General features: G+C 63.0%; 17 protein-coding genes and 1 riboswitch. Of the genes, 4 read left to right on the plus strand and 13 right to left on the minus strand.

Features of this window, described 5'->3' with window-relative positions; genetic code table 11:
- The 3 genes from QF629_10700 to QF629_10710 form a co-directional block, all read right to left on the minus strand.
- Positions 1-730, minus strand: a 730-nt coding sequence (locus tag QF629_10700) for a glycine cleavage system protein T (protein ID MDP6013996.1), incomplete at its 3' end; no start/stop codon positions are given.
- A 146-nt stretch (positions 731-876) separates the two neighbouring features.
- Positions 877-965, minus strand: a riboswitch (glycine riboswitch).
- Positions 966-1,004: 39 nt separating this feature from the next.
- On the minus strand, positions 1,005-1,493 hold the full coding sequence (locus QF629_10705) for a hypothetical protein (protein ID MDP6013997.1): 489 nt from the start codon (positions 1,491-1,493) through the stop codon (positions 1,005-1,007).
- Between the two features lie 62 nt (positions 1,494-1,555).
- Positions 1,556-1,795, minus strand: a complete 240-nt coding sequence (locus QF629_10710; protein ID MDP6013998.1) for a CDGSH iron-sulfur domain-containing protein — start codon at positions 1,793-1,795, stop codon at positions 1,556-1,558.
- A 104-nt stretch (positions 1,796-1,899) separates the two neighbouring features.
- Between QF629_10710 and QF629_10715 the strand changes: the two genes are divergently transcribed.
- Together QF629_10715 and rnhA are read left to right on the plus strand one after the other, a co-directional pair.
- Positions 1,900-2,862: a homoserine kinase gene (locus QF629_10715; protein MDP6013999.1), complete on the plus strand. Its 963-nt coding sequence runs from the start codon at positions 1,900-1,902 to the stop codon at positions 2,860-2,862.
- A gap of 1 nt (position 2,863) precedes the next feature.
- On the plus strand, positions 2,864-3,313 hold the full coding sequence (gene rnhA / locus QF629_10720; protein ID MDP6014000.1) for a ribonuclease HI: 450 nt from the start codon (positions 2,864-2,866) through the stop codon (positions 3,311-3,313).
- A 177-nt stretch (positions 3,314-3,490) separates the two neighbouring features.
- Here rnhA and QF629_10725 read toward each other — a convergent pair whose 3' ends face one another.
- Together QF629_10725 and QF629_10730 are read right to left on the minus strand one after the other, a co-directional pair.
- A complete protein-coding gene (locus QF629_10725; protein MDP6014001.1) occupies positions 3,491-3,973 on the minus strand; it encodes a peroxiredoxin in 483 nt (160 codons plus the stop codon).
- Positions 3,974-4,066: 93 nt separating this feature from the next.
- Entirely contained in the window at positions 4,067-6,172 is a 2,106-nt protein-coding gene (locus QF629_10730) for a protein-disulfide reductase DsbD family protein (protein MDP6014002.1), read from the minus strand.
- Positions 6,173-6,253: 81 nt separating this feature from the next.
- Between QF629_10730 and QF629_10735 the strand changes: the two genes are divergently transcribed.
- Positions 6,254-6,847 carry a YqgE/AlgH family protein gene (locus tag QF629_10735; protein MDP6014003.1) on the plus strand — a complete coding sequence of 198 codons (594 nt, stop codon included), beginning with the start codon at positions 6,254-6,256 and terminating at the stop codon, positions 6,845-6,847.
- Positions 6,848-7,061: 214 nt separating this feature from the next.
- Here the strand turns inward: QF629_10735 and QF629_10740 are convergent, their stop codons facing one another.
- From QF629_10740 to thrC, 3 genes are all read right to left on the minus strand, one after another.
- The gene (locus QF629_10740; GenBank protein ID MDP6014004.1) at positions 7,062-7,724 is read right to left on the minus strand and encodes a GNAT family protein; all 663 of its coding nucleotides are present in this window, start codon (positions 7,722-7,724) and stop codon (positions 7,062-7,064) included.
- 98 nt (positions 7,725-7,822) lie between these two features.
- Positions 7,823-9,094: a pitrilysin family protein gene (locus tag QF629_10745; GenBank protein MDP6014005.1), complete on the minus strand. Its 1,272-nt coding sequence runs from the start codon at positions 9,092-9,094 to the stop codon at positions 7,823-7,825.
- An 11-nt stretch (positions 9,095-9,105) separates the two neighbouring features.
- A complete protein-coding gene (gene thrC, locus QF629_10750; protein MDP6014006.1) occupies positions 9,106-10,497 on the minus strand; it encodes a threonine synthase in 1,392 nt (463 codons plus the stop codon).
- A gap of 169 nt (positions 10,498-10,666) precedes the next feature.
- Here thrC and QF629_10755 point away from each other — a divergent pair, with 169 nt between their 5' ends.
- Positions 10,667-10,993 (plus strand): hypothetical protein, encoded by a 327-nt coding sequence (locus tag QF629_10755; protein ID MDP6014007.1) that lies wholly within the window; start codon positions 10,667-10,669, stop codon positions 10,991-10,993.
- Between the two features lie 9 nt (positions 10,994-11,002).
- On the opposite strand, the gene lepA is transcribed toward QF629_10755, so the two are convergent.
- From lepA to rpmI, 5 genes are all read right to left on the minus strand, one after another.
- On the minus strand, positions 11,003-12,802 hold the full coding sequence (gene lepA, locus QF629_10760; GenBank protein ID MDP6014008.1) for a translation elongation factor 4: 1,800 nt from the start codon (positions 12,800-12,802) through the stop codon (positions 11,003-11,005).
- 13 nt (positions 12,803-12,815) lie between these two features.
- The gene (pheT, locus tag QF629_10765; protein MDP6014009.1) at positions 12,816-15,236 is read right to left on the minus strand and encodes a phenylalanine--tRNA ligase subunit beta; all 2,421 of its coding nucleotides are present in this window, start codon (positions 15,234-15,236) and stop codon (positions 12,816-12,818) included.
- Positions 15,233-16,330 carry a phenylalanine--tRNA ligase subunit alpha gene (gene pheS / locus QF629_10770; GenBank protein ID MDP6014010.1) on the minus strand — a complete coding sequence of 366 codons (1,098 nt, stop codon included), beginning with the start codon at positions 16,328-16,330 and terminating at the stop codon, positions 15,233-15,235. The genes pheT and pheS overlap by 4 nt, the downstream gene beginning before the upstream one ends.
- Positions 16,331-16,421: 91 nt before the next feature.
- Entirely contained in the window at positions 16,422-16,784 is a 363-nt protein-coding gene (rplT, locus tag QF629_10775) for a 50S ribosomal protein L20 (protein ID MDP6014011.1), read from the minus strand.
- A gap of 17 nt (positions 16,785-16,801) precedes the next feature.
- Complete coding sequence (rpmI, locus tag QF629_10780; GenBank protein ID MDP6014012.1) at positions 16,802-17,002, minus strand: 50S ribosomal protein L35; 201 nt, start codon at positions 17,000-17,002, stop codon at positions 16,802-16,804.
- Positions 17,003-17,084 lie beyond the last annotated feature (82 nt).

Below are 17,084 nucleotides of genomic sequence, written 5' to 3' on the forward strand. Positions count from 1 at the left end.
GGCCCGCCTCGAGGCGCAACGAATCGCGCGCGCCGAGCCCAGCCGGACCAACCTCCGACAACGCCAGTAGACGCTCCGCCAGAGCCCGGGCGCGGTTGCCGGGAACCGAGATCTCGAAGCCGTCCTCGCCGGTATAGCCCGAGCGGCAGATGAGGCAGGATATGCCGTCAATGGCGAGCCGCGCATTGCCCATGAACCCGAGCTCGGCAGCGGCTGGACAAAGCCGCGCCAACGCCATCACCGCCTGCGGGCCCTGCAGCGCCAGCAACCCAAGTCCTTCGGCGGGCTCGAGGCTGGCGCGATCGCTCAAGCGCTCGCTGATATGGGCGTAGTCCTGGGCCGCGTTGGCCGCGTTGACAATAAGCAGCAGCCGCTCGCCTTCAGGCGGGCGAACAATCATGAGGTCGTCGATAATACCGCCGTTCTCAGCCAGCAGCAGGGAATAGCGCATACGCCCGGGCGCTAGCCCGCGGATATCGCTCGGCACCAGAGTCTCCAGCAGCCTGGCCACGTCCCCGTCCGCCGCCAGCCAAGCCTGGCCCATATGGGAGACATCGAATAGACCGGCCGCCTCGCGCACGTGGGCATGCTCGGCGAGAATGCCATCGCCATATTTCACCGGCATGTCCCAGCCGGCGAAGCCAACCATACGCGCACCAAGCGCCTGATGCAGACCGTACAATGGGGTACGCCGTAATTCCGTCTGGGGAGCTAGATCGCTATTGCGCACCGGCGCCTCCGAGCCAGGGGGTGCCACGGCGTGCCGTGACCCATGCCCCCTCTGTCTCGAAACCTGAGAGCTTCACCCGCTCGAGGCTTACACCTTCGGTGAGGCTGTGGCGCGTGGTGCACCGATGCCTACTTTCCAGAGGTCGTGCGGCCCTTGCGGTCCGTTTGCCTGAGAGATTCCGGGGCGGTTGCTCCTTCGGCGCCGGCTCGCAGCCGATCTCTCCCGCAAGGGATGTGCGAAGTGTACGACCTTCACAACCAACGTCAAGCGTAGCTCAGTTTTGATTGCGGCGCTGGAACTCCAATTGGCCACGGTCGAGCAGGAAGCTCACCACCACCTCATATTGCCAGGGTGCGACAGCGGCGCCAGCGGGAAAGACCAGGCGGATCTCTTCGGGCTCGGACAGCGTGAACAGCTGTCCCGGCACCCGTGCGGCCACCGCGACATCGAAGCGAATGCGCTCGACAACCCGACGGTCAGGGCCAATCAGAGCAACGAAATAGGGCACTTGATCGCCTTTGGCCAGGGCCGCGGGACCACGCTCGACGCCAACCACCAGGTCGAGATCGAGCACCATGCGGCTGGCCGGATCATCGTCGTCGTCATACTCGCACGTGACTTCAAGCGACAGGAAGCTGGCCTCTATCTCCAAACCGTTGAGATCAACGACGCCGTCGCGGAAGCGAGCGTAGCGCTCACCCTCGGCCAGCACGCGCACCTGCGGGCAGGGCAGTTGCACTGATTCGCCGCTGAAGATGGCCATGGGGTCGCACGCTACAAGCAGCGGCAGAAGCAGGAGCAAAAATACTAAGCATCTGGGCATGGTCAGACTGCCTCGTGGCTACCATCGCATTCCGGCACCATTCCCGTATATTTGCAACCGCATAGCCACATGGTCTCATCCTTGGTCGCCTTCCAAACAATCGGCCTGATATCAGTTCCCTTATGCGTGCTACCGCAAAACGGCTGCTCGGCGCCCCGGCCACAGGCACACCAGGCATAGGACTTGCCCATTTTCACCTTAACCTTGTTGGGACCCCGTTGCGCAATGCGCGGCTTGGTCATGAATCATTTTTCTTAGGCGAGTTCGGCCCGAGTATCGCACAGGGCCGGCGGCAGACAAGCACAGACACCTCCCCAGACCGGGCTTTTTGGCGTACAAGGCGGGCGTGGCTGTCTACACCGACATAGCCGACGCGGAGCTACGCGCCTTCCTCGCTGATTACGATATCGGCGAGCTAGTTTCTGTCATTGGCATTGCCGAAGGCGTCGAGAACTCGAACTACCTGCTCATCACCGATCGAGACCGCCACATCCTGACGCTCTACGAGAAGCGCGTGGCGCGCGACGACCTGCCTTTCTTCCTCGGCCTAATGCACCATCTTTCGACCCGCGGCATCGCCTGCCCAACACCGCTAGCGACACGTGATGGCACCACGCTGCGCGAGCTGGTCGGGCGGCCGGCCGTGATCGTAAGCTTCCTCGACGGGGTCTGGCCACGGCGCATCTGGCCCGAGCATTGCCAATCGTTGGGCCAAGCGCTGGCCCGCTTCCACATGGCCGGGCAGGATTATGACGGCCAGCGCGCCAACGACCTCTCCATTGTCGGCTTCCGGCCGTTGTTCGAGCACTCGCGGGCTCGCGCCAGTGAGGTGAGCCCGGGGTTAGCCGACGAGATCGACGGCGAGATCACGGCGCTCGAAGCGGACTGGCCCAGCGATCTGCCACAAGGGGTCATCCATGCCGACCTTTTCCCCGACAATGTCTTCTTCGCGGACGGCGCAGTCAGCGGCCTGATCGACTTCTATTTTTCCTGCAACGATTTCTTCGCGTACGATATCGCCATCTGCCTCAATGCCTGGTGCTTCGAGGTCGACGGTGATTTTAACGTAACCAAGGCACGACATCTGCTGCGGGCCTACCGCAGCCTGCGTCCCTTTTTGCCGGCCGAGCTAACGGCATTGCCGTTGCTTTGCCGCGGCGCAGCCATGCGCTTTTTGCTCACCCGCCTACACGACTGGCTGCACATATCGGAGAACGCTTTGGTCTCGCCCAAGGACCCCATGGAATTCTTGCGCATCCTCCGCTTCCACCGCAGCGTTGCCGGCAGCGGCGAATACGGACTCGACTGAGATGGCGGACGACGAGGTCGTCAAGATCTATACGGACGGCGCCTGTTCGGGCAATCCGGGTCCCGGCGGCTGGGGTGTCGTGCTGCGCTATGGCGAGGCGGAGAAGGAGCTTTACGGCGGCGAGCCCGCGACCACCAACAACCGCATGGAGATGACCGCCGCAATCGAGGCGTTAGGCGCGCTAACGCGGCCCATGCAGGTGCACCTACACACGGATTCGACCTATCTGCGCAACGGCATCACCGAATGGGTCACCACTTGGAAAGCCAATGGCTGGCGCACAAAAGCGGGCAAGCCGGTCGCCAATGTCGACCTTTGGCAGTCCCTCGATACGCTGGTGACCGGACACGACATCACCTGGCTCTGGGTCAAGGCCCACGACGGCGACGAAGGCAACGAGCGTGCCGATACCCTCGCCCGTCTCGGCGTCGAGCAGGTCAAACCAAAATAGGTCGAGAGAACGAAAGATCCGCAGAGGGCGCCTTAAGTTGATGGTGAGTGAGTCGCATTTTTGGCGCGCCAGTCAAAAATACGAAGCGCCTATCTTAGGTCGGCCATGGACCCTTGACTGGCTTGTCGGATATGGCGAATGGCGACCATCGACTTAAGGCGCGGGCCGCACTCGCTTTTAAAGCATCGCCAGAATTCTCTCGGCCGCGGAGACATCCAGCCCGGTGCCATCCTCGACCGCGAGATGCTTGACCACGCCGTCGTCGACGATCATGGCATAGCGCTGCGAGCGCACGCCAAAGCCGATGCCGCTGCCGTCAAGCATCAAGTCCACGGCGCGGGTGAAGTCAGCATTGCCGTCAGCCAGCATCAGCACCGAATCGCCGACACCGAGATCCCTGCCCCAGGCATCCATGACGAAGGCGTCGTTGACGGAGACACAGGCAATGGCCTCGACACCCCTGCCCTTGAGCGCCTCGGCATTCTCGATAAAGCCCGGCACGTGTTTGGACGAGCAGGTCGGCGTAAAGGCGCCCGGCAAGGCGAATAGCACCACTTTCTTGCCACCCAGAAGCTCGTCGGTGGATACCTCTTTGATGCCATCCGTGGTCATCTGCCGCAGGGTGATGGACGGAACCGTGTCACCTACCTTGATCGTCATAAATATGCCCTCTCTGGCTCGCTGACCCACTGCCGGTCGGTTGAGAGTCATAGACGATCAATGCTCGCGGCCCAAACCCCAAAATGATTTGGGTTATACGTCTCCCGCAGCGTCCAGCGCCTCAAGCACGGCTCCCGTGCTTAGCAATTCCGGCAGCACCAGGCCATAGCGGCTGGCCGGGCCGTAGACCACGTTAAAGGGAATGCCGTAGCGTCCGAAGCTCGCCAGATAGGTGGCGATGGCCGGATCAGGCCGCGTCCAGTCAGCGCGCATACAGACCACAGCGGACCCTTCTAAGCGCGCACGCACCGCCGCATCAGCAATGACCAGGCGCTTATTGACCTTGCAGGTGACGCACCAGTCGGCAGTGACATCGACAAAGACCGTCTTGCCGGCTGCTACCGCCTCCCCGATCGCGACAATGTCGAAAGGTTGCCAGGATACGGCTGTCATCTCGTCGCCACCGCGCCCGCCGGCAGTCAACAGCCAGCCCGGCACGGCAAAGGCGAAGATCAGTGCCAACGCCATCGCGCCAAGTGCAGCACGCGCCTTCTCCGGGCGCGCTTGGCGCAGCCAGCACAGCGCCCCGAGCGCGACCACCGCAACGGCGGCCCCGAACGCGACCGAGAGCCCGGCAACGCCCTCAAGCACCCAAAGCAACCAGACCACCGTCGCCACCAAAGCAAGGGCCAGAATGCAGCGCAAACGCAGCATCCACGGCCCCGGCCGTGGCAGGCCAGTAGCCAGGCCGGGAAAGACGGCGACGAGCAGATAGGGGGCTGCCATACCGATCCCGAGGGCCACAAATACGGCGAAGATCTCGGGCGCCCCGCGGACCAAGGCAAAACCGACGGCAGTGCCGAGAAAGGGTGCCGAGCAGGGCGTCGCCAGCAGCGTCGCAAAAGCGCCGGTGATGAAGTTGCCGACCAGGCCACCGGCGCTCTTCCCTTGGCTGCCAGCCGCCAGGCCGAGATCGCCAAGCCAGCCCGGCAGGCGCATCTCGAACAGACCAACGAGGTTGAAGGCAAACAGCCCCACCACCAGCACTAGGAAGATGAGAAACAGCGGTTGCTGGAACTGGATGCCCCAGCCGACTGCGCCGCCGGCCAACTTGACCGCGACCGCGGTGGCGGCGAGCAGCAAAAACGAGGCGACGATACCCGCGGCCGAAGCCAGAAAGCCGAGCGAGACCCGGCGCCGCTCGCCGCCACCATGGCTGATGGCTCCCAGGATTTTAAGCGACAACACAGGCAGTACGCAGGGCATCAGATTGAGGATCAGACCGCCCAACAGGGCAAGCCCAAGGATGGCCCATAGCGAGGTTTTGGCAGTGCTCACGACCGGCGGCGCAGAAACCGCGGCAACGGTCAAAGGAAAGCTAACGGCGCGGTCTCCATCAACCAAAGTGACGGCGACTTCCTGGCCAACCAGGTCGCGGTCGCCCCGTGCCTCCACCGCCACTTGAAGGCGCGCCTCAGTGCGGTCGCCCGACAGGCTGGCGACGCTTGCGGACAGGCGATAGCGGCTCGAGGCCTCGACGAACAAATCCGGTGCCGAGAATGGTACCGGCGAGCGCGCTACCACAAGTAACGTCTGCGCCGGTGGCTGCCCCACCGCGCCGGCTGCCGCAATCTCGACGGCCGCCGCTTCGGGCACGCCGGGAACGCGTGCGGCGTTGCGCTCGATAAGCTGGAAAAAAGGCGACGGCGCCGCCGGCCCCACCGGGAGCGTGAGGGAGAGCACCGCTGTCATCGGCACGCAGACCACCTCGCAGGCCTGGTAGTCAACCGTAGCGCGAACAGTTACGGGCGCGCCAGGGCGTGCCGGAATCACGGTTAGCGGCAGCACCACCTGATTCTTGTAGCCCACGGTCTCCAGTCCAGCGGCCTCGTGGAAGCGTTGTGGCGCCGGCCAGTGGAGCACCGTCTCGACGATGTTCTCAGATCCCGCCAGATCGAGGCGCGGCGGCGAGCCAGAATCGCCGGGGCTGCGCCAATAAATCTTCCAGCCCGGATTGAGCTGGAACTGCAGGCCGAGTTGCAGCCGTGCCGCATCGCCAACTGCCAGTGTCGCGGATAGTAGGCGCACTTGGCTGACGTCGCTGCTGGCCCAGGGCGAAGAGGCGGCAAGCGCCGGCCCGGCGCCGAACAGCAGAAGCACCCCCAAGCTTGCGCGAAAGTGTTTTTGTGTCCACGTCATTGTGTGAGACTATACACAGGATCGCCCCAGCACACGGGGTAAAGCCCTTGCACAATCGCGCAACCCGGCGTTCGTGCCAACATGGTGGAGGCAAAGGCAGGCTTGAGCGACCAGGAAGGCTATCTCCCGGGACATCTGCTTATCGCCATGCCGCAGATGAGCGACCCGCGCTTCGAGCACGGTGTCGTCTACATGTGCGCCCATAATGCCGACGGCGCCATGGGTCTGATGATCAACAAGCTGGTCGACGCGCTGTCTTTCTCCGATCTGTTGAAGCAAATGCAGCTATCGGGCGCCGACGAGGGTCTCGACGACCGCGTCCAAGTACATTTCGGCGGTCCCGTGGAATCGGCGCGCGGCTTCGTGCTGCACACCCCAGACTATGTCAGTGATGCAACGCTGCGCGTCAGCGAAGATTTTGCCATGACCTCGACCATCGACGTGCTGCGCTCGATCGCCCGCGGCAATGGCCCGGGCAAAGCCATGCTGGCGCTCGGCTATGCCGGCTGGGCGCCCGGCCAACTCGACGACGAAATCCAGCAGAACGGCTGGCTACATGTGGCGGCCGACCACGACCTCGTCTTCGGTCGCGAGCACGACAGTAAATGGCAAAGCGCTGTCGCCAAGGTCGGCATCGACCTCGCCCTGCTCTCTGGCGAAGCCGGGCATGCCTGAGCCTTATATCTGGTGGCGGTTTCTTATTTTTCATGAATGTTCGATTTATTATCAATATGTTAAAATTAATGATTATCTCGATATTCAAAATTATCTGAAACCCCACGTATTTAACAAGTAACTGTCACCACTCTGTGCTGCGGGGAAAGATTTATTTCCCACCAAACCCAACTGAGACTTTCATTTGTCGATCGGGCGTTTGCGAGATATCAGCTCAGCTTCCGCCAGCGCCGAGCTTAAGGCTCGCAGTGCGGGCCAGAACTTCATTGACCTCAGCCTTGAAGCGCCGCGCCGCGCGCTTGGGCGCTTCGGCCGCCGTCAGTGGCCGGGCATCAGTATTAAGCATGGCATAGATCACATGGTCGCGCCATTCGCCGTTGATACGCAGGTAGCGCCGGGCAAAACCTTCCTCCGTGAAGCCGACCTTTCCCAGCACCCGCCGACTGGCCGTATTGTGCGGCAAGCAAGCGGCGGATAGCCGTTGCAGGCGCAGCCGGTCGAAAGCGAAAGGCAGCACGCCGGCAACGGCCTCGGTCATATAGCCTTGGCCGGTATGGGGCTGGCCCATCCAATAGCCGATGCTAGCGCTCTGGCTGTTGCCGCGGCGTACATGGTTGAGCGAGATGCCCCCGACCAGTGCACCGTCGGTGGCGCGGAACATGAGCAGCGCGTAGCCAACATCGGCCTGGGCGTTCATAGCATAGGCCTTGAGGCGCCGCGCGAAGGCCTTGCGGGTCAGCGTATCGGGCGCCCAGGTCGGCTCCCAGGGTTGCAAGAAGGCGCGGCTTTCCTCACGCAGGGCCGCCCAGCGCCGCCAGTCTGAGCGCGCAGGTGGCCGCAGATAGACCCGCCCTGCCGGCAGCGGTCGGCTGCGCATTAGCTCGCTTAGCGACTTCACCAGGCCCTTCATGCCCATGCTCCTCAGCAACGACGAGACAAACTTATCACGCGGCGCGCACCTCCTGCCAGCCGGGCTCAGGCGAGTCGTGCCGCAAGCGTCTCCAGGGCCGGGAGTTCCGCCACCGGCCCAAGCGCCGCGAAGGTCGGAGCGGCGCCGCTCAGCAGACGCCACATGCAGGCCTCGACCGCCGCCGCATCGACCGCATCCACGGCCGCCACGGTCTCAGCCACCGACTTGACGCGCCCGTAGATCAATGTCTGGCGGGCCAGCTGCTCACATCGCGAATAGCAGCTTTCCAGCGCCATCAGCAGGCCCGACTTGAGCTGAGCGCGGGCGCGCGCCACTTCGTCCTCACCGATGCCGTCGCAGGCCTTGCGCAGCTCGTCGCAGACCACCTCGAGCAGTTCAGGTCCCTCCTCGCCGCCACTGCCAGCATAGACACCGAACAGCCCGCCATCGACATAGCTAGCGGCAAACGTGAAGACGGAATAGGCAAGGCCGCGCTTCTCCCGCACCTCCTGGAAGAGGCGCGAGGACATGCCCCCGCCGAGCAGAGTAGAAAGCACCTGCAGGGCGTAAAAATCGTTGTCGTTGTAAGCGATGCCGTCGATACCGAGCACCATGTGCAGCTGCTCGAGATCGCGCCTGCCGCGAAACTCACCGCCCACGTAGCGGGCCCGCTCACAACCCGGCCCCGGCCCCGGCGCGATGCCGCCGAAGGCCTCCCCAGCCCAGTCCAACAGCTTGTCGTGATCGATATTGCCCGCCACCGCGAGCACCATGTCGGCGGCGGTATAGCGCTCGCCGAGATACCCGAACAAATCCTCGCGCCCCAGCGCCGCGACACCATCGGCCGAGCCCAGCACCGGGCGGCCAATGGCCTGGCCCGGATAAGCGACTTCCTGGAAATTGTCAAAGACGATATCGTCGGGCGTATCGTGAGCCTGGCCGATCTCCTGGATCACCACGTCCTTCTCGCGAGCCAGTTCGTCATCAGCGAGCTGCGAGTGGCAGAGAATATCGCCCAGCAGGTCCATGGCCAGCGCCTGGTCTTCCTTTAGCACCTTAGCGTAATAGGCGGTCTGCTCGCGCGAGGTATAGGCGTTGAGGTGGCCACCCACAGCCTCTATCTCGGTCGCGATAGCATAGGCATCGCGGCGCTCTGTACCCTTGAAGGCCATATGCTCAAGCAAGTGCGAAACGCCGTTCAGCGCCGCGCTCTCGTGGCGCCCGCCCGTGTTTACCCAGACTCCGAGCGCAGCGGTCTCCAACGTCGGCATCTCCTGGCTGACTAGGCGCAGCCCGTTGCTCAGGCGCGCTGTGCGCACCTCCGGTCCCGTACTCACTCACATCTCTCCTACAGCGTTGCCTTGGCGCGAATATAGGCCTGCACTTGGGCCGGGTCACGCGGCAAGCTATCGCAGCGCTCCTCGCCAGCCAGCCCCGCCGCCAGGGCCGGTGGCGGTTCGGGGCGGCGACCGGTGGCTCTCTCCACGGCCTCGGGAAACTTAGCCGGATGCGCTGTCGACAAGATCACAAGGGGGCTGCCGGGCTCTCGTTGCCCCCGACCGGCGCAAATGCCGACCGCGGTGTGGGGGTCGACCAGCAGACCGGTCGCGCCATGCACCTCAGCCATCGTTGCCAGGGTCTGTTCCTCGTCGACCCGCGCTGCCGAGAATATGTGCTGCGCCCGCGTCAACTGCGGCCTTGCAATAGTGAAGCCGCCGTCCGCCACCAGTTCCGCCATCAGCGCACAGATCTTGGTGCTGTCGCGATCGTAGAGCTCGAACAGCAGACGCTCAAAATTGCTTGAGACCTGGATATCCATGCTCGGCGACATTGTGGGCGCGACCTCACCCACATGATAGTCGCCGTCGGCCAGCGCCCGCGCTAAAATATCGTTGCGGTTGGTAGCAACGATCAGCCGTGCCACATCGAGACCCATGCGCTGCGCTGCATAGCCGGCATAGACGTCGCCGAAATTTCCCGTCGGCACGGCGAAGGTCACTGGCCCCCTACCGGCCAGCGCAGCGGCAGCAGTGATATAGTAGACAATCTGCGGCATGATCCGCGCCCAGTTGATCGAATTAACGGCCGACAGATTGAGGTCGCCCCGAAAGCGCACATCAGCGAGCATCGCCTTCACCAGCGCCTGGCAGTCGTCGAAGGTACCGTCGATGGCAATATTGTGCACGTTGGCGTCTACAACGGTGGTCATCTGACGGCGCTGCACCTCCGAGACACGGCCTTCCGGGTGCAGAATGAAGATATCGAGATTGTCACGCCCGCGGAAAGCATGGATCGCCGCCGAGCCAGTATCGCCCGAGGTGGCACCGATGATGGTAACGCGGCTCTGGCGCTCGCCAAGAAAGTGGTCGAAGAAGCGCCCGAGCAGCTGCAGCGCTAGGTCCTTAAAGGCGAGGGTGGGTCCGTGGAATAGCTCGAGCAGCCATTCGTCGTGGCCGATCTCGACCAGTGGCGCAACTTCGGCATGGTCGAAGGTGGAGTAGGACTCGGTTACCAAGCGGGCCAGCACGTCGGGCGCAATATCGTCGCCGACAAAAGGCAACATGACCGCCTGGGCGGCCTCGGCATAGGGCAAGGGTGCGCGTATGGCCGGCGGCAGGGTGGGCCAGACCTCGGGCACATACAAGCCGCCATCCGCAGCCAGGCCGGCAAACAAGGTGTTGGAGAAACCGAGGCGGGGCGCCTCGCCACGGCTTGAGACGTAGAGATCCGCTTGTGGCATGGGGCGCGGGTATCGCAAGCAAGGCCGGCGGTCAAGACATCAATGCAAGCACCATCACTTGCTCCGGTGCTCGCGCACCAGCGATAGTTCCAGCCATTATGCACCTTGTCTGGCGAGGGGAGAGCATGAACGCCGAAGTCTGGGTTCAATTCGTATTCGATTTCTGGCGTTGCTGGCGATTCTTGCCGCAGCGTACAATTGCCACATGATCGCGTGGCTACCCGGCGGCGAGGACGCGGCCAAGGCCGTCGAGCGCATGACTGCCCTGATCAAGAAGACCGCAAGGCTGACCGCGCTCGGCCTGATGCTTTTCGTGTGCGGCAAGCTAATGGCCGAGTCCACGTCTTTGCCTGATATTCTTGGGGCGACCCGCGGTTGCTCGAAGCAACTCTTTAGATGCGTCGCGGCGCTTAAAAACGGTACCCCCGAATTGACTGGTGTGCCGGTCCTACCTGAAAAGCCGCTTCGGGCTATCACAATGGCTCTTTATCATTGAGCCTTGGTATTAGGTCTCGATCCTGAGCGCCGCGAGAAAGGCCTCCTGGGGGATCTCGACGTTGCCGACCTGGCGCATGCGTTTCTTGCCGCGCTTCTGCTTTTCCAGAAGCTTACGCTTGCGGGTAATATCGCCGCCATAGCATTTTGCCGTAACGTCCTTGCGTAGGGCACTAACGGTCTCCCGCGCCACCACCTTGCCACCAATCGCTGCCTGGATGGCGATCTTGAAGAGCTGACGCGGAATCAGCGCCTTCAGTCGCTCACACAACGCCCGGCCGCGGCTCTCGGAGCGTGCGCGATGGGCCATGAAGGCGAGACTATCGACGCTCTCGCCATTGACCAGGATCGATACTTTGACGAGATCCCCGGTGGCGTAACCGTCGAGCTCGTAGTCGAAGCTGGCATAGCCGCGGCTCACCGACTTCAAGCGATCGTAGAAGTCGAACACCACATCGTTGAGCGGCAGGCGGTAAACCGCCATGGCGCGGTTACCAACATAGGTCAGCTCGACCTGCTCGCCGCGGCGGTCGGTGCAAAGGCCGAGCACAGCGCCAAGATAGTCGCCCGGCACGAAGATGGTGGCGCAGATCCAGGGCTCGTCGATGTGGTCGATCCGTACCGGGTCGGGCAGGTCGGCGGGATTGTGCAGTTCAATCACATGCCCGTTGGTTTGGTGCACCTGATAGATGACGCTCGGTGCCGTGGTCACGAGATCAAGGTCGAACTCGCGCTCGAGGCGCTCCTGTACGATCTCGAGATGCAACAGGCCAAGAAAGCCGCAGCGAAAGCCCAGGCCCAGCGCGGCCGAGGTCTCGGGCGCGTACTCGAAGCTCGAATCGTTAAGGCGTAGCTTGGCGAGGCTGTCACGCAGGCGCTCATAATCGGCACTGTCTGCGGGATAGAGACCGCAGAAGACCACGGGCACGCTGGGCTTGAAGCCGGGCAACGCTTCTGCTGTCGGTACATGATCGTCGGTGATGGTATCGCCCACCTGCGTATCCGCAACCGTCTTGATAGCGGCGGTGATGAAGCCGACCTCCCCGGGGCCGAGCGCCTCCACTTGCACGCCCTTCGGGGTCAGCACGCCGACGCGCTCGGCTTGATGCGTCGTGCCGGTCGCCATGAAGCGCAGCTTCTGGCCCTTGTGAAGCTCACCATCAAGCACGCGCACCAACACCACAACACCAAGATAGGCGTCGTACCAGCTGTCGACGAGCAGTGCTTTGAGGGACGTCGAGACATCGCCGTCGGGCGGCGGCAGGCGCGTGACCAGCGCTTCGAGCACCTCGTCAATGCCCTCACCTGTCTTGGCCGAGATGGCGAGCGCATCGGAGGCGTTGAGCCCCACCACTTCCTCGATCTGCGTCTTGACACGCTCGGGCTCTGCTGCCGGCAGGTCTAGCTTGTTGAGCACGGTGACGATCTCGTGGCCCTGCTCAATCGCCTTGTAGACGTTGGCCAGGGTCTGCGCCTCAACCCCCTGGCTCGCATCTACCACAAGCAGCGAGCCCTCACAGGCCGCCAGGCTCCGCGAGACCTCGTAGGAGAAGTCCACATGCCCCGGCGTATCGATGAGATTGAGGATATAGGTCTTGCCGTCCTTTGCCGTATAGGTGAGGCGCACCGTCTGCGCCTTGATGGTGATGCCGCGCTCGCGCTCGATATCCATCGAATCGAGCACCTGCGCCGACATCTCCCGCGCTGCCAAGCCGCCGCAGCGCTCGATCAGCCGGTCGGCCAGGGTCGACTTGCCATGGTCGATATGCGCCACAATGGCAAAATTACGGATGTGTGCGAGATCGGTCATGATCCGCCTGTGTTTATCCCCGCAGCTCGCCGCCGGTGGCTTTGGTCACCTGCGCGATCACGGCGTCGGCGACGGTCTTGATTTCGTCATCGGTCAGCGTGCGCTCTGTAGGTTGCAGGGTAATGGAGAAGGCGACGGACTTCTTGCCTTCGGCCATGCCCTCGCCCTCATAAATATCGAACAGGGTGATATCCGAGAATGGTAGCTTGAGCGAGTTCTTAGCAGAGACTTGGCGCACAGCGCCCAGTACGTCTTCGGCGGGCACACCTTCATCAACCAGGAAAGCAAAGTCGCGCGAAACCGTCGGCAGGTCGGAGACCGTGAATGGCGGGCGGGCACGAGTCGCCTTGAGTTTCGGTCGCGGTAAGGCGTCGAGGAACAGTTCGAAGGCGGCGATAGGTGCCTCGACATCGAAGGCCCCAAGGATGCGCGGATGCAGCTCGCCGAAATGGCCGAGCACGGTCTTCGGCCCCAAGTGCAGCACACCGGAGCGACCGGGGTGGTACCAGTCGGGAGCATCGGCCGTGACGTTGACTCGGTCGGTTGGAATGCCGAGCGTGGTGAGCAGGGCAAGCGCATCACCTTTGGTGTCGAAGGCATCGACCGAACGCGGCACATCGAGCCAGTTGCGCGGGCCACTCTGGCCACAACGCACGGCACCCGCTGCCACGCCCTGGCCTTCCGGCGTGTCGTCAGCGTAGATCGGCCCGACCTCGAACATCCCGAAACTATCGAACCCGCGTGCCCGATTGCGGGCCACGGCGGCAAGCAAATTGGGCAGCGTACTTGGACGCATATCGGTTAACTCGCTGGAGATCGGATTGGCAAGCGCCAGAACCGCCTTGCCGCCGCCAAACAACGCCGCCTGTTCGCCCGAGAGAAACGACCAGGTAACGCATTCATTGAGCCCGCGCGCGGCCAGCGTGCGCCGGGATTGGCGCACGCGCCGCTTGGGCCCGTCGAGCCCGGGCCGTGCCACAGCGTGTGCCCGCGGCAGAGAGACCGCGGGAATGGTATCGAAGCCCTTGACACGCAGAACCTCCTCGACGATGTCGGCTTCGCCGTCAATATCGTGGCGCCAGGTCGGCACGCGGACCGTAATATCCTCGGCGGTTGTTTGCGGCGCAAAGCCGAGGGAGTGGAGAATAGCCGTACTCTCGTCGCACTGCACATCGAGCCCACCCAGTGCGTGCACACGCCCGGGCCGGAACCTGATCTCACGCTTATCCCCCGGCGCACCCCCGGCAATGACAAGTTCGCTGGCCTCACCGCCACAAATATCGAGGATCAAGTGTGTGGCATATTGCGCGCCGGACACAGTGCCTTCGCGGTCTATGCCACGCTCAAACCGGTGGCGTGCATCCGATTCGATCTGTAGCTTGCGTCCGGTCGTTGCCGTGCGAACGAGATCGAAATAGGCGGATTCGAGAAAGACGTTAGTGGTCTTCGCCGTGCAGCCTGTGGGTGCGCCGCCGATCACGCCCGCGAGCGCTACCGGACCGTCGTCGTCGGCAATCACCGTCATCTCAGGGTCAACCTCGTAGGTCTTATCGTCGAGCGCAGCCAAGCGCTCACCCGCGCGGGCCAGGCGCACGTGAATATTACCGACCAGCGCGTCAGCATCAAACACGTGCAGCGGCCGCGCCCGGTCGAACGTAGCGAGATTAGTGATATCGACCAACGCCGAGATAGGCCGCAAACCCACCGCGCGCAAGCGCCGCCGCAACCAGTCAGGGCTCGAGCCGTTCTTCACCCCGCGGATATAGCGGCCGACGAACAGCGGACAGGCATCGGCAGTCTCTTGCGTGAAGTCGAGCCGCACGAGGATCGGGCTTGCAAAATCCCCCTGCAGCGGCTTAATCGCCGGCGTGATCAGCTTGCCGATGCCAGCGGCGGCCAGGTCCCGGGCGATGCCGAGCACGCCCAAGCAGTCGCCGCGGTCGGGGGTGATGGCAATATCGATGCGCGCATCATCGAGACCCACCAGCGGTGCGAAGGGCGCGCCGATCTCAGCGTCGTCAGGCAGCTCGATGATGCCTTCATGGTCGTCCGAAATACCCATCTCACGCTCGGAGCAGAGCATGCCGAAGCCCGTGACTCCACGGATGGCACGCTTCTCCAGCACCATGTCGGTGCCGGGAATATGTGTGCCAATGGCCGCGAAGACGACTTTCATGCCGGCGCGCGCATTGGGCGCGCCGCAAACCACGTCCAACACTTCCGTGCCCGTGTTGACCTTGCACACACGCAGGCGGTCGGCATTGGGGTGCTGCTCCGCCGTCTCGACATAGGCGACCGTGAAAGGTGCGAGCTCGGCCGCGCGGTCATTTATCGACTCGACTTCCAAGCCTAGCATGGTCAGCGCCGAGGATATCTCGTCAAGCGAGGCCTCCGTTTCCAGATGCTCCTTGAGCCAGCTTAGGGTCAACTTCATCGACTTAAACCTTGGCCCAGGCTCGGCAGGTCGAGTGCCGCGAAGCTGTAATGGCGCAACCAGCGCAGATCGGAGTCGAAGAAGGCGCGCAGATCGAGGATGCCATATTTCAGCATCGCCAGACGGTCGATGCCCATGCCGAAAGCGAAGCCCTGATACTCGCCCGGGTCCAAGCCGCAATTTGCGAGCACGCGCGAATGCACCATGCCGCAACCCAAGATCTCCATCCAGCCGTCATCGTCATTGCCTTGGTGGCCGGCACGAAATTTGCCGCCAGAGGTGGTGCAGCCGATGTCCACTTCGGCCGAGGGCTCGGTGAAGGGAAAATAGGAGGGGCGGAAGCGCAGCGGCAGGTCGGCAACCTCGAAGAAAGCGCGGGTGAAGTCGATCAGGCAACCCTTGAGGTGCCCCATATGGGTCTCACGATCAACCACCAGACCTTCGATCTGGTGAAACATGGGCGTGTGGGTCATGTCGTAGTCGCAACGATAGGTGCGCCCTGGAATGACGATGCGGTACGGCGGCGGCCCACCCATCATGGTACGAATCTGTACCGGCGAGGTATGGGTCCGCAAGACAAGCTTGGAGCCGTCGTCTTGTTCGGGGAAATAGAAGGTGTCGTGCATCTGCCGTGCCGGATGCTCGGGCGGGATGTTCAGCGCTGTGAAATTGTTGAAGTCGGTCTCGATGTCGGGGCCTTCCGCCACCTCGAGCCCCATGTCGGCGAAGATCTCGGTGATCTCGTCGAGCACCTGGCTTACCGGGTGAACGCTGCCCACAGTCTCAGGGCGTACGGGCGCGGTCACATCGATGCGCTCTTCGACAAGGCGGGCATCAAGCGCCGCTTTTTTCAATGCGCCGCGCCGCGCCTCGATGGCCTTGCCGAGCTCGCGCTTGAGGTTGTTGAGCAGGGGGCCTGCCTCCTTACGCTCTTCCGGACTCATGCCGCCGAGCCCACGCATCAAGTCGCTCACCGGGCCCTTCTTGCCGAGGGCGGCGACGCGCACTTGTTCAAGCGTCTCCAGGGTCACCGCATCGGCGATCGCGGCGGTGAATTCCTCGCGCACCCGTGCGGCGGTCTCGCTGATCGTCATGTCGTGTCCCGTATTAAGCCTGAGGACCATCGAAAAAGGGGCGGTTCCAACTGGAACGCCCCCCAAAACTAGCGGACTCGTGCGTGGCGTTCTAGCTTTTGGCGATGGCCTCGCGCACAGCCGTGGTCAGGGCCTCAAAACCACCCGGGTCGCGTGCCGCGATATCGGCCAACACCTTGCGATCTAGCTCGATGCCGGCCTTGGTCAGACCGTGCATAAACTCGCCATAGGTGAGGCCGTGCAGACGGGCGCCAGCATTGATGCGCTGAATCCACAAACGGCGAAAGGCGCGCTTGCGGTTGCGGCGGTCGCGGTAGGCGTACTGGCCGGCCTTCTCCACCGCCTGGTTGGCGATGCGGAAAGTATTCTTGCGGCGGCCGTAATAGCCTTTAGCCGCCTTGATCACCTTCCTGTGACGGGCGTGGGTGGTAACGCCGCGCTTGACTCGTGCCATGGGCCCTCTCCGCTCGCTCAGCCGTAAGGAAGAAAGTTGCGCTTGACGATTCGCGCGTCGGAGTCTGACATGATAGTCGAGCCGCGCTGGTTGCGGATGAACTTCTTGGTGCGCTTAATCATGCCATGGCGCTTGCCGATCTGGTTCATGCGGACCTTGCCGCTCGCCGTCAGGCGAAAACGCTTTTTGGCGCCACTCTTGGTCTTGAGCTTGGGCATTGCTCTTTACCTCAACGAAACGCCTATACCGGCGAATCTGGGCCGGCGAAAAAAACCCGGCCGACCATGCTGGCCGCCGGGC

It is taken from the genome of Alphaproteobacteria bacterium (assembly GCA_030739735.1).
Lineage (GTDB): Bacteria > Pseudomonadota > Alphaproteobacteria > UBA7887 > UBA7887 > UBA7887.

Excerpts from the sequence above, each read along its gene's own strand:
- pheT (MDP6014009.1), bottom strand. The coding sequence starts at position 15,236 with ATGAAGTTGACCCTAAGCTGGCTCAAGGAGCATCTGGAAACGGAGGCC.
- rplT (MDP6014011.1), bottom strand. The coding sequence starts at position 16,784 with ATGGCACGAGTCAAGCGCGGCGTTACCACCCACGCCCGTCACAGGAAG.
- pheS (MDP6014010.1), bottom strand. The coding sequence starts at position 16,330 with ATGACGATCAGCGAGACCGCCGCACGGGTGCGCGAGGAATTCACCGCC.
- rnhA (MDP6014000.1), top strand. The coding sequence starts at position 2,864 with ATGGCGGACGACGAGGTCGTCAAGATCTATACGGACGGCGCCTGTTCG.
- QF629_10730 (MDP6014002.1), bottom strand. The coding sequence starts at position 6,172 with ATGACGTGGACACAAAAACACTTTCGCGCAAGCTTGGGGGTGCTTCTG.
- QF629_10705 (MDP6013997.1), bottom strand. The coding sequence starts at position 1,493 with ATGGCCATCTTCAGCGGCGAATCAGTGCAACTGCCCTGCCCGCAGGTG.
- QF629_10725 (MDP6014001.1), bottom strand. The coding sequence starts at position 3,973 with ATGACGATCAAGGTAGGTGACACGGTTCCGTCCATCACCCTGCGGCAG.
- QF629_10735 (MDP6014003.1), top strand. The coding sequence starts at position 6,254 with ATGGTGGAGGCAAAGGCAGGCTTGAGCGACCAGGAAGGCTATCTCCCG.
- rpmI (MDP6014012.1), bottom strand. The coding sequence starts at position 17,002 with ATGCCCAAGCTCAAGACCAAGAGTGGCGCCAAAAAGCGTTTTCGCCTG.
- thrC (MDP6014006.1), bottom strand. The coding sequence starts at position 10,497 with ATGCCACAAGCGGATCTCTACGTCTCAAGCCGTGGCGAGGCGCCCCGC.
- lepA (MDP6014008.1), bottom strand. The coding sequence starts at position 12,802 with ATGACCGATCTCGCACACATCCGTAATTTTGCCATTGTGGCGCATATC.
- QF629_10710 (MDP6013998.1), bottom strand. The coding sequence starts at position 1,795 with ATGACCAAGCCGCGCATTGCGCAACGGGGTCCCAACAAGGTTAAGGTG.
- QF629_10740 (MDP6014004.1), bottom strand. The coding sequence starts at position 7,724 with ATGCGCAGCCGACCGCTGCCGGCAGGGCGGGTCTATCTGCGGCCACCT.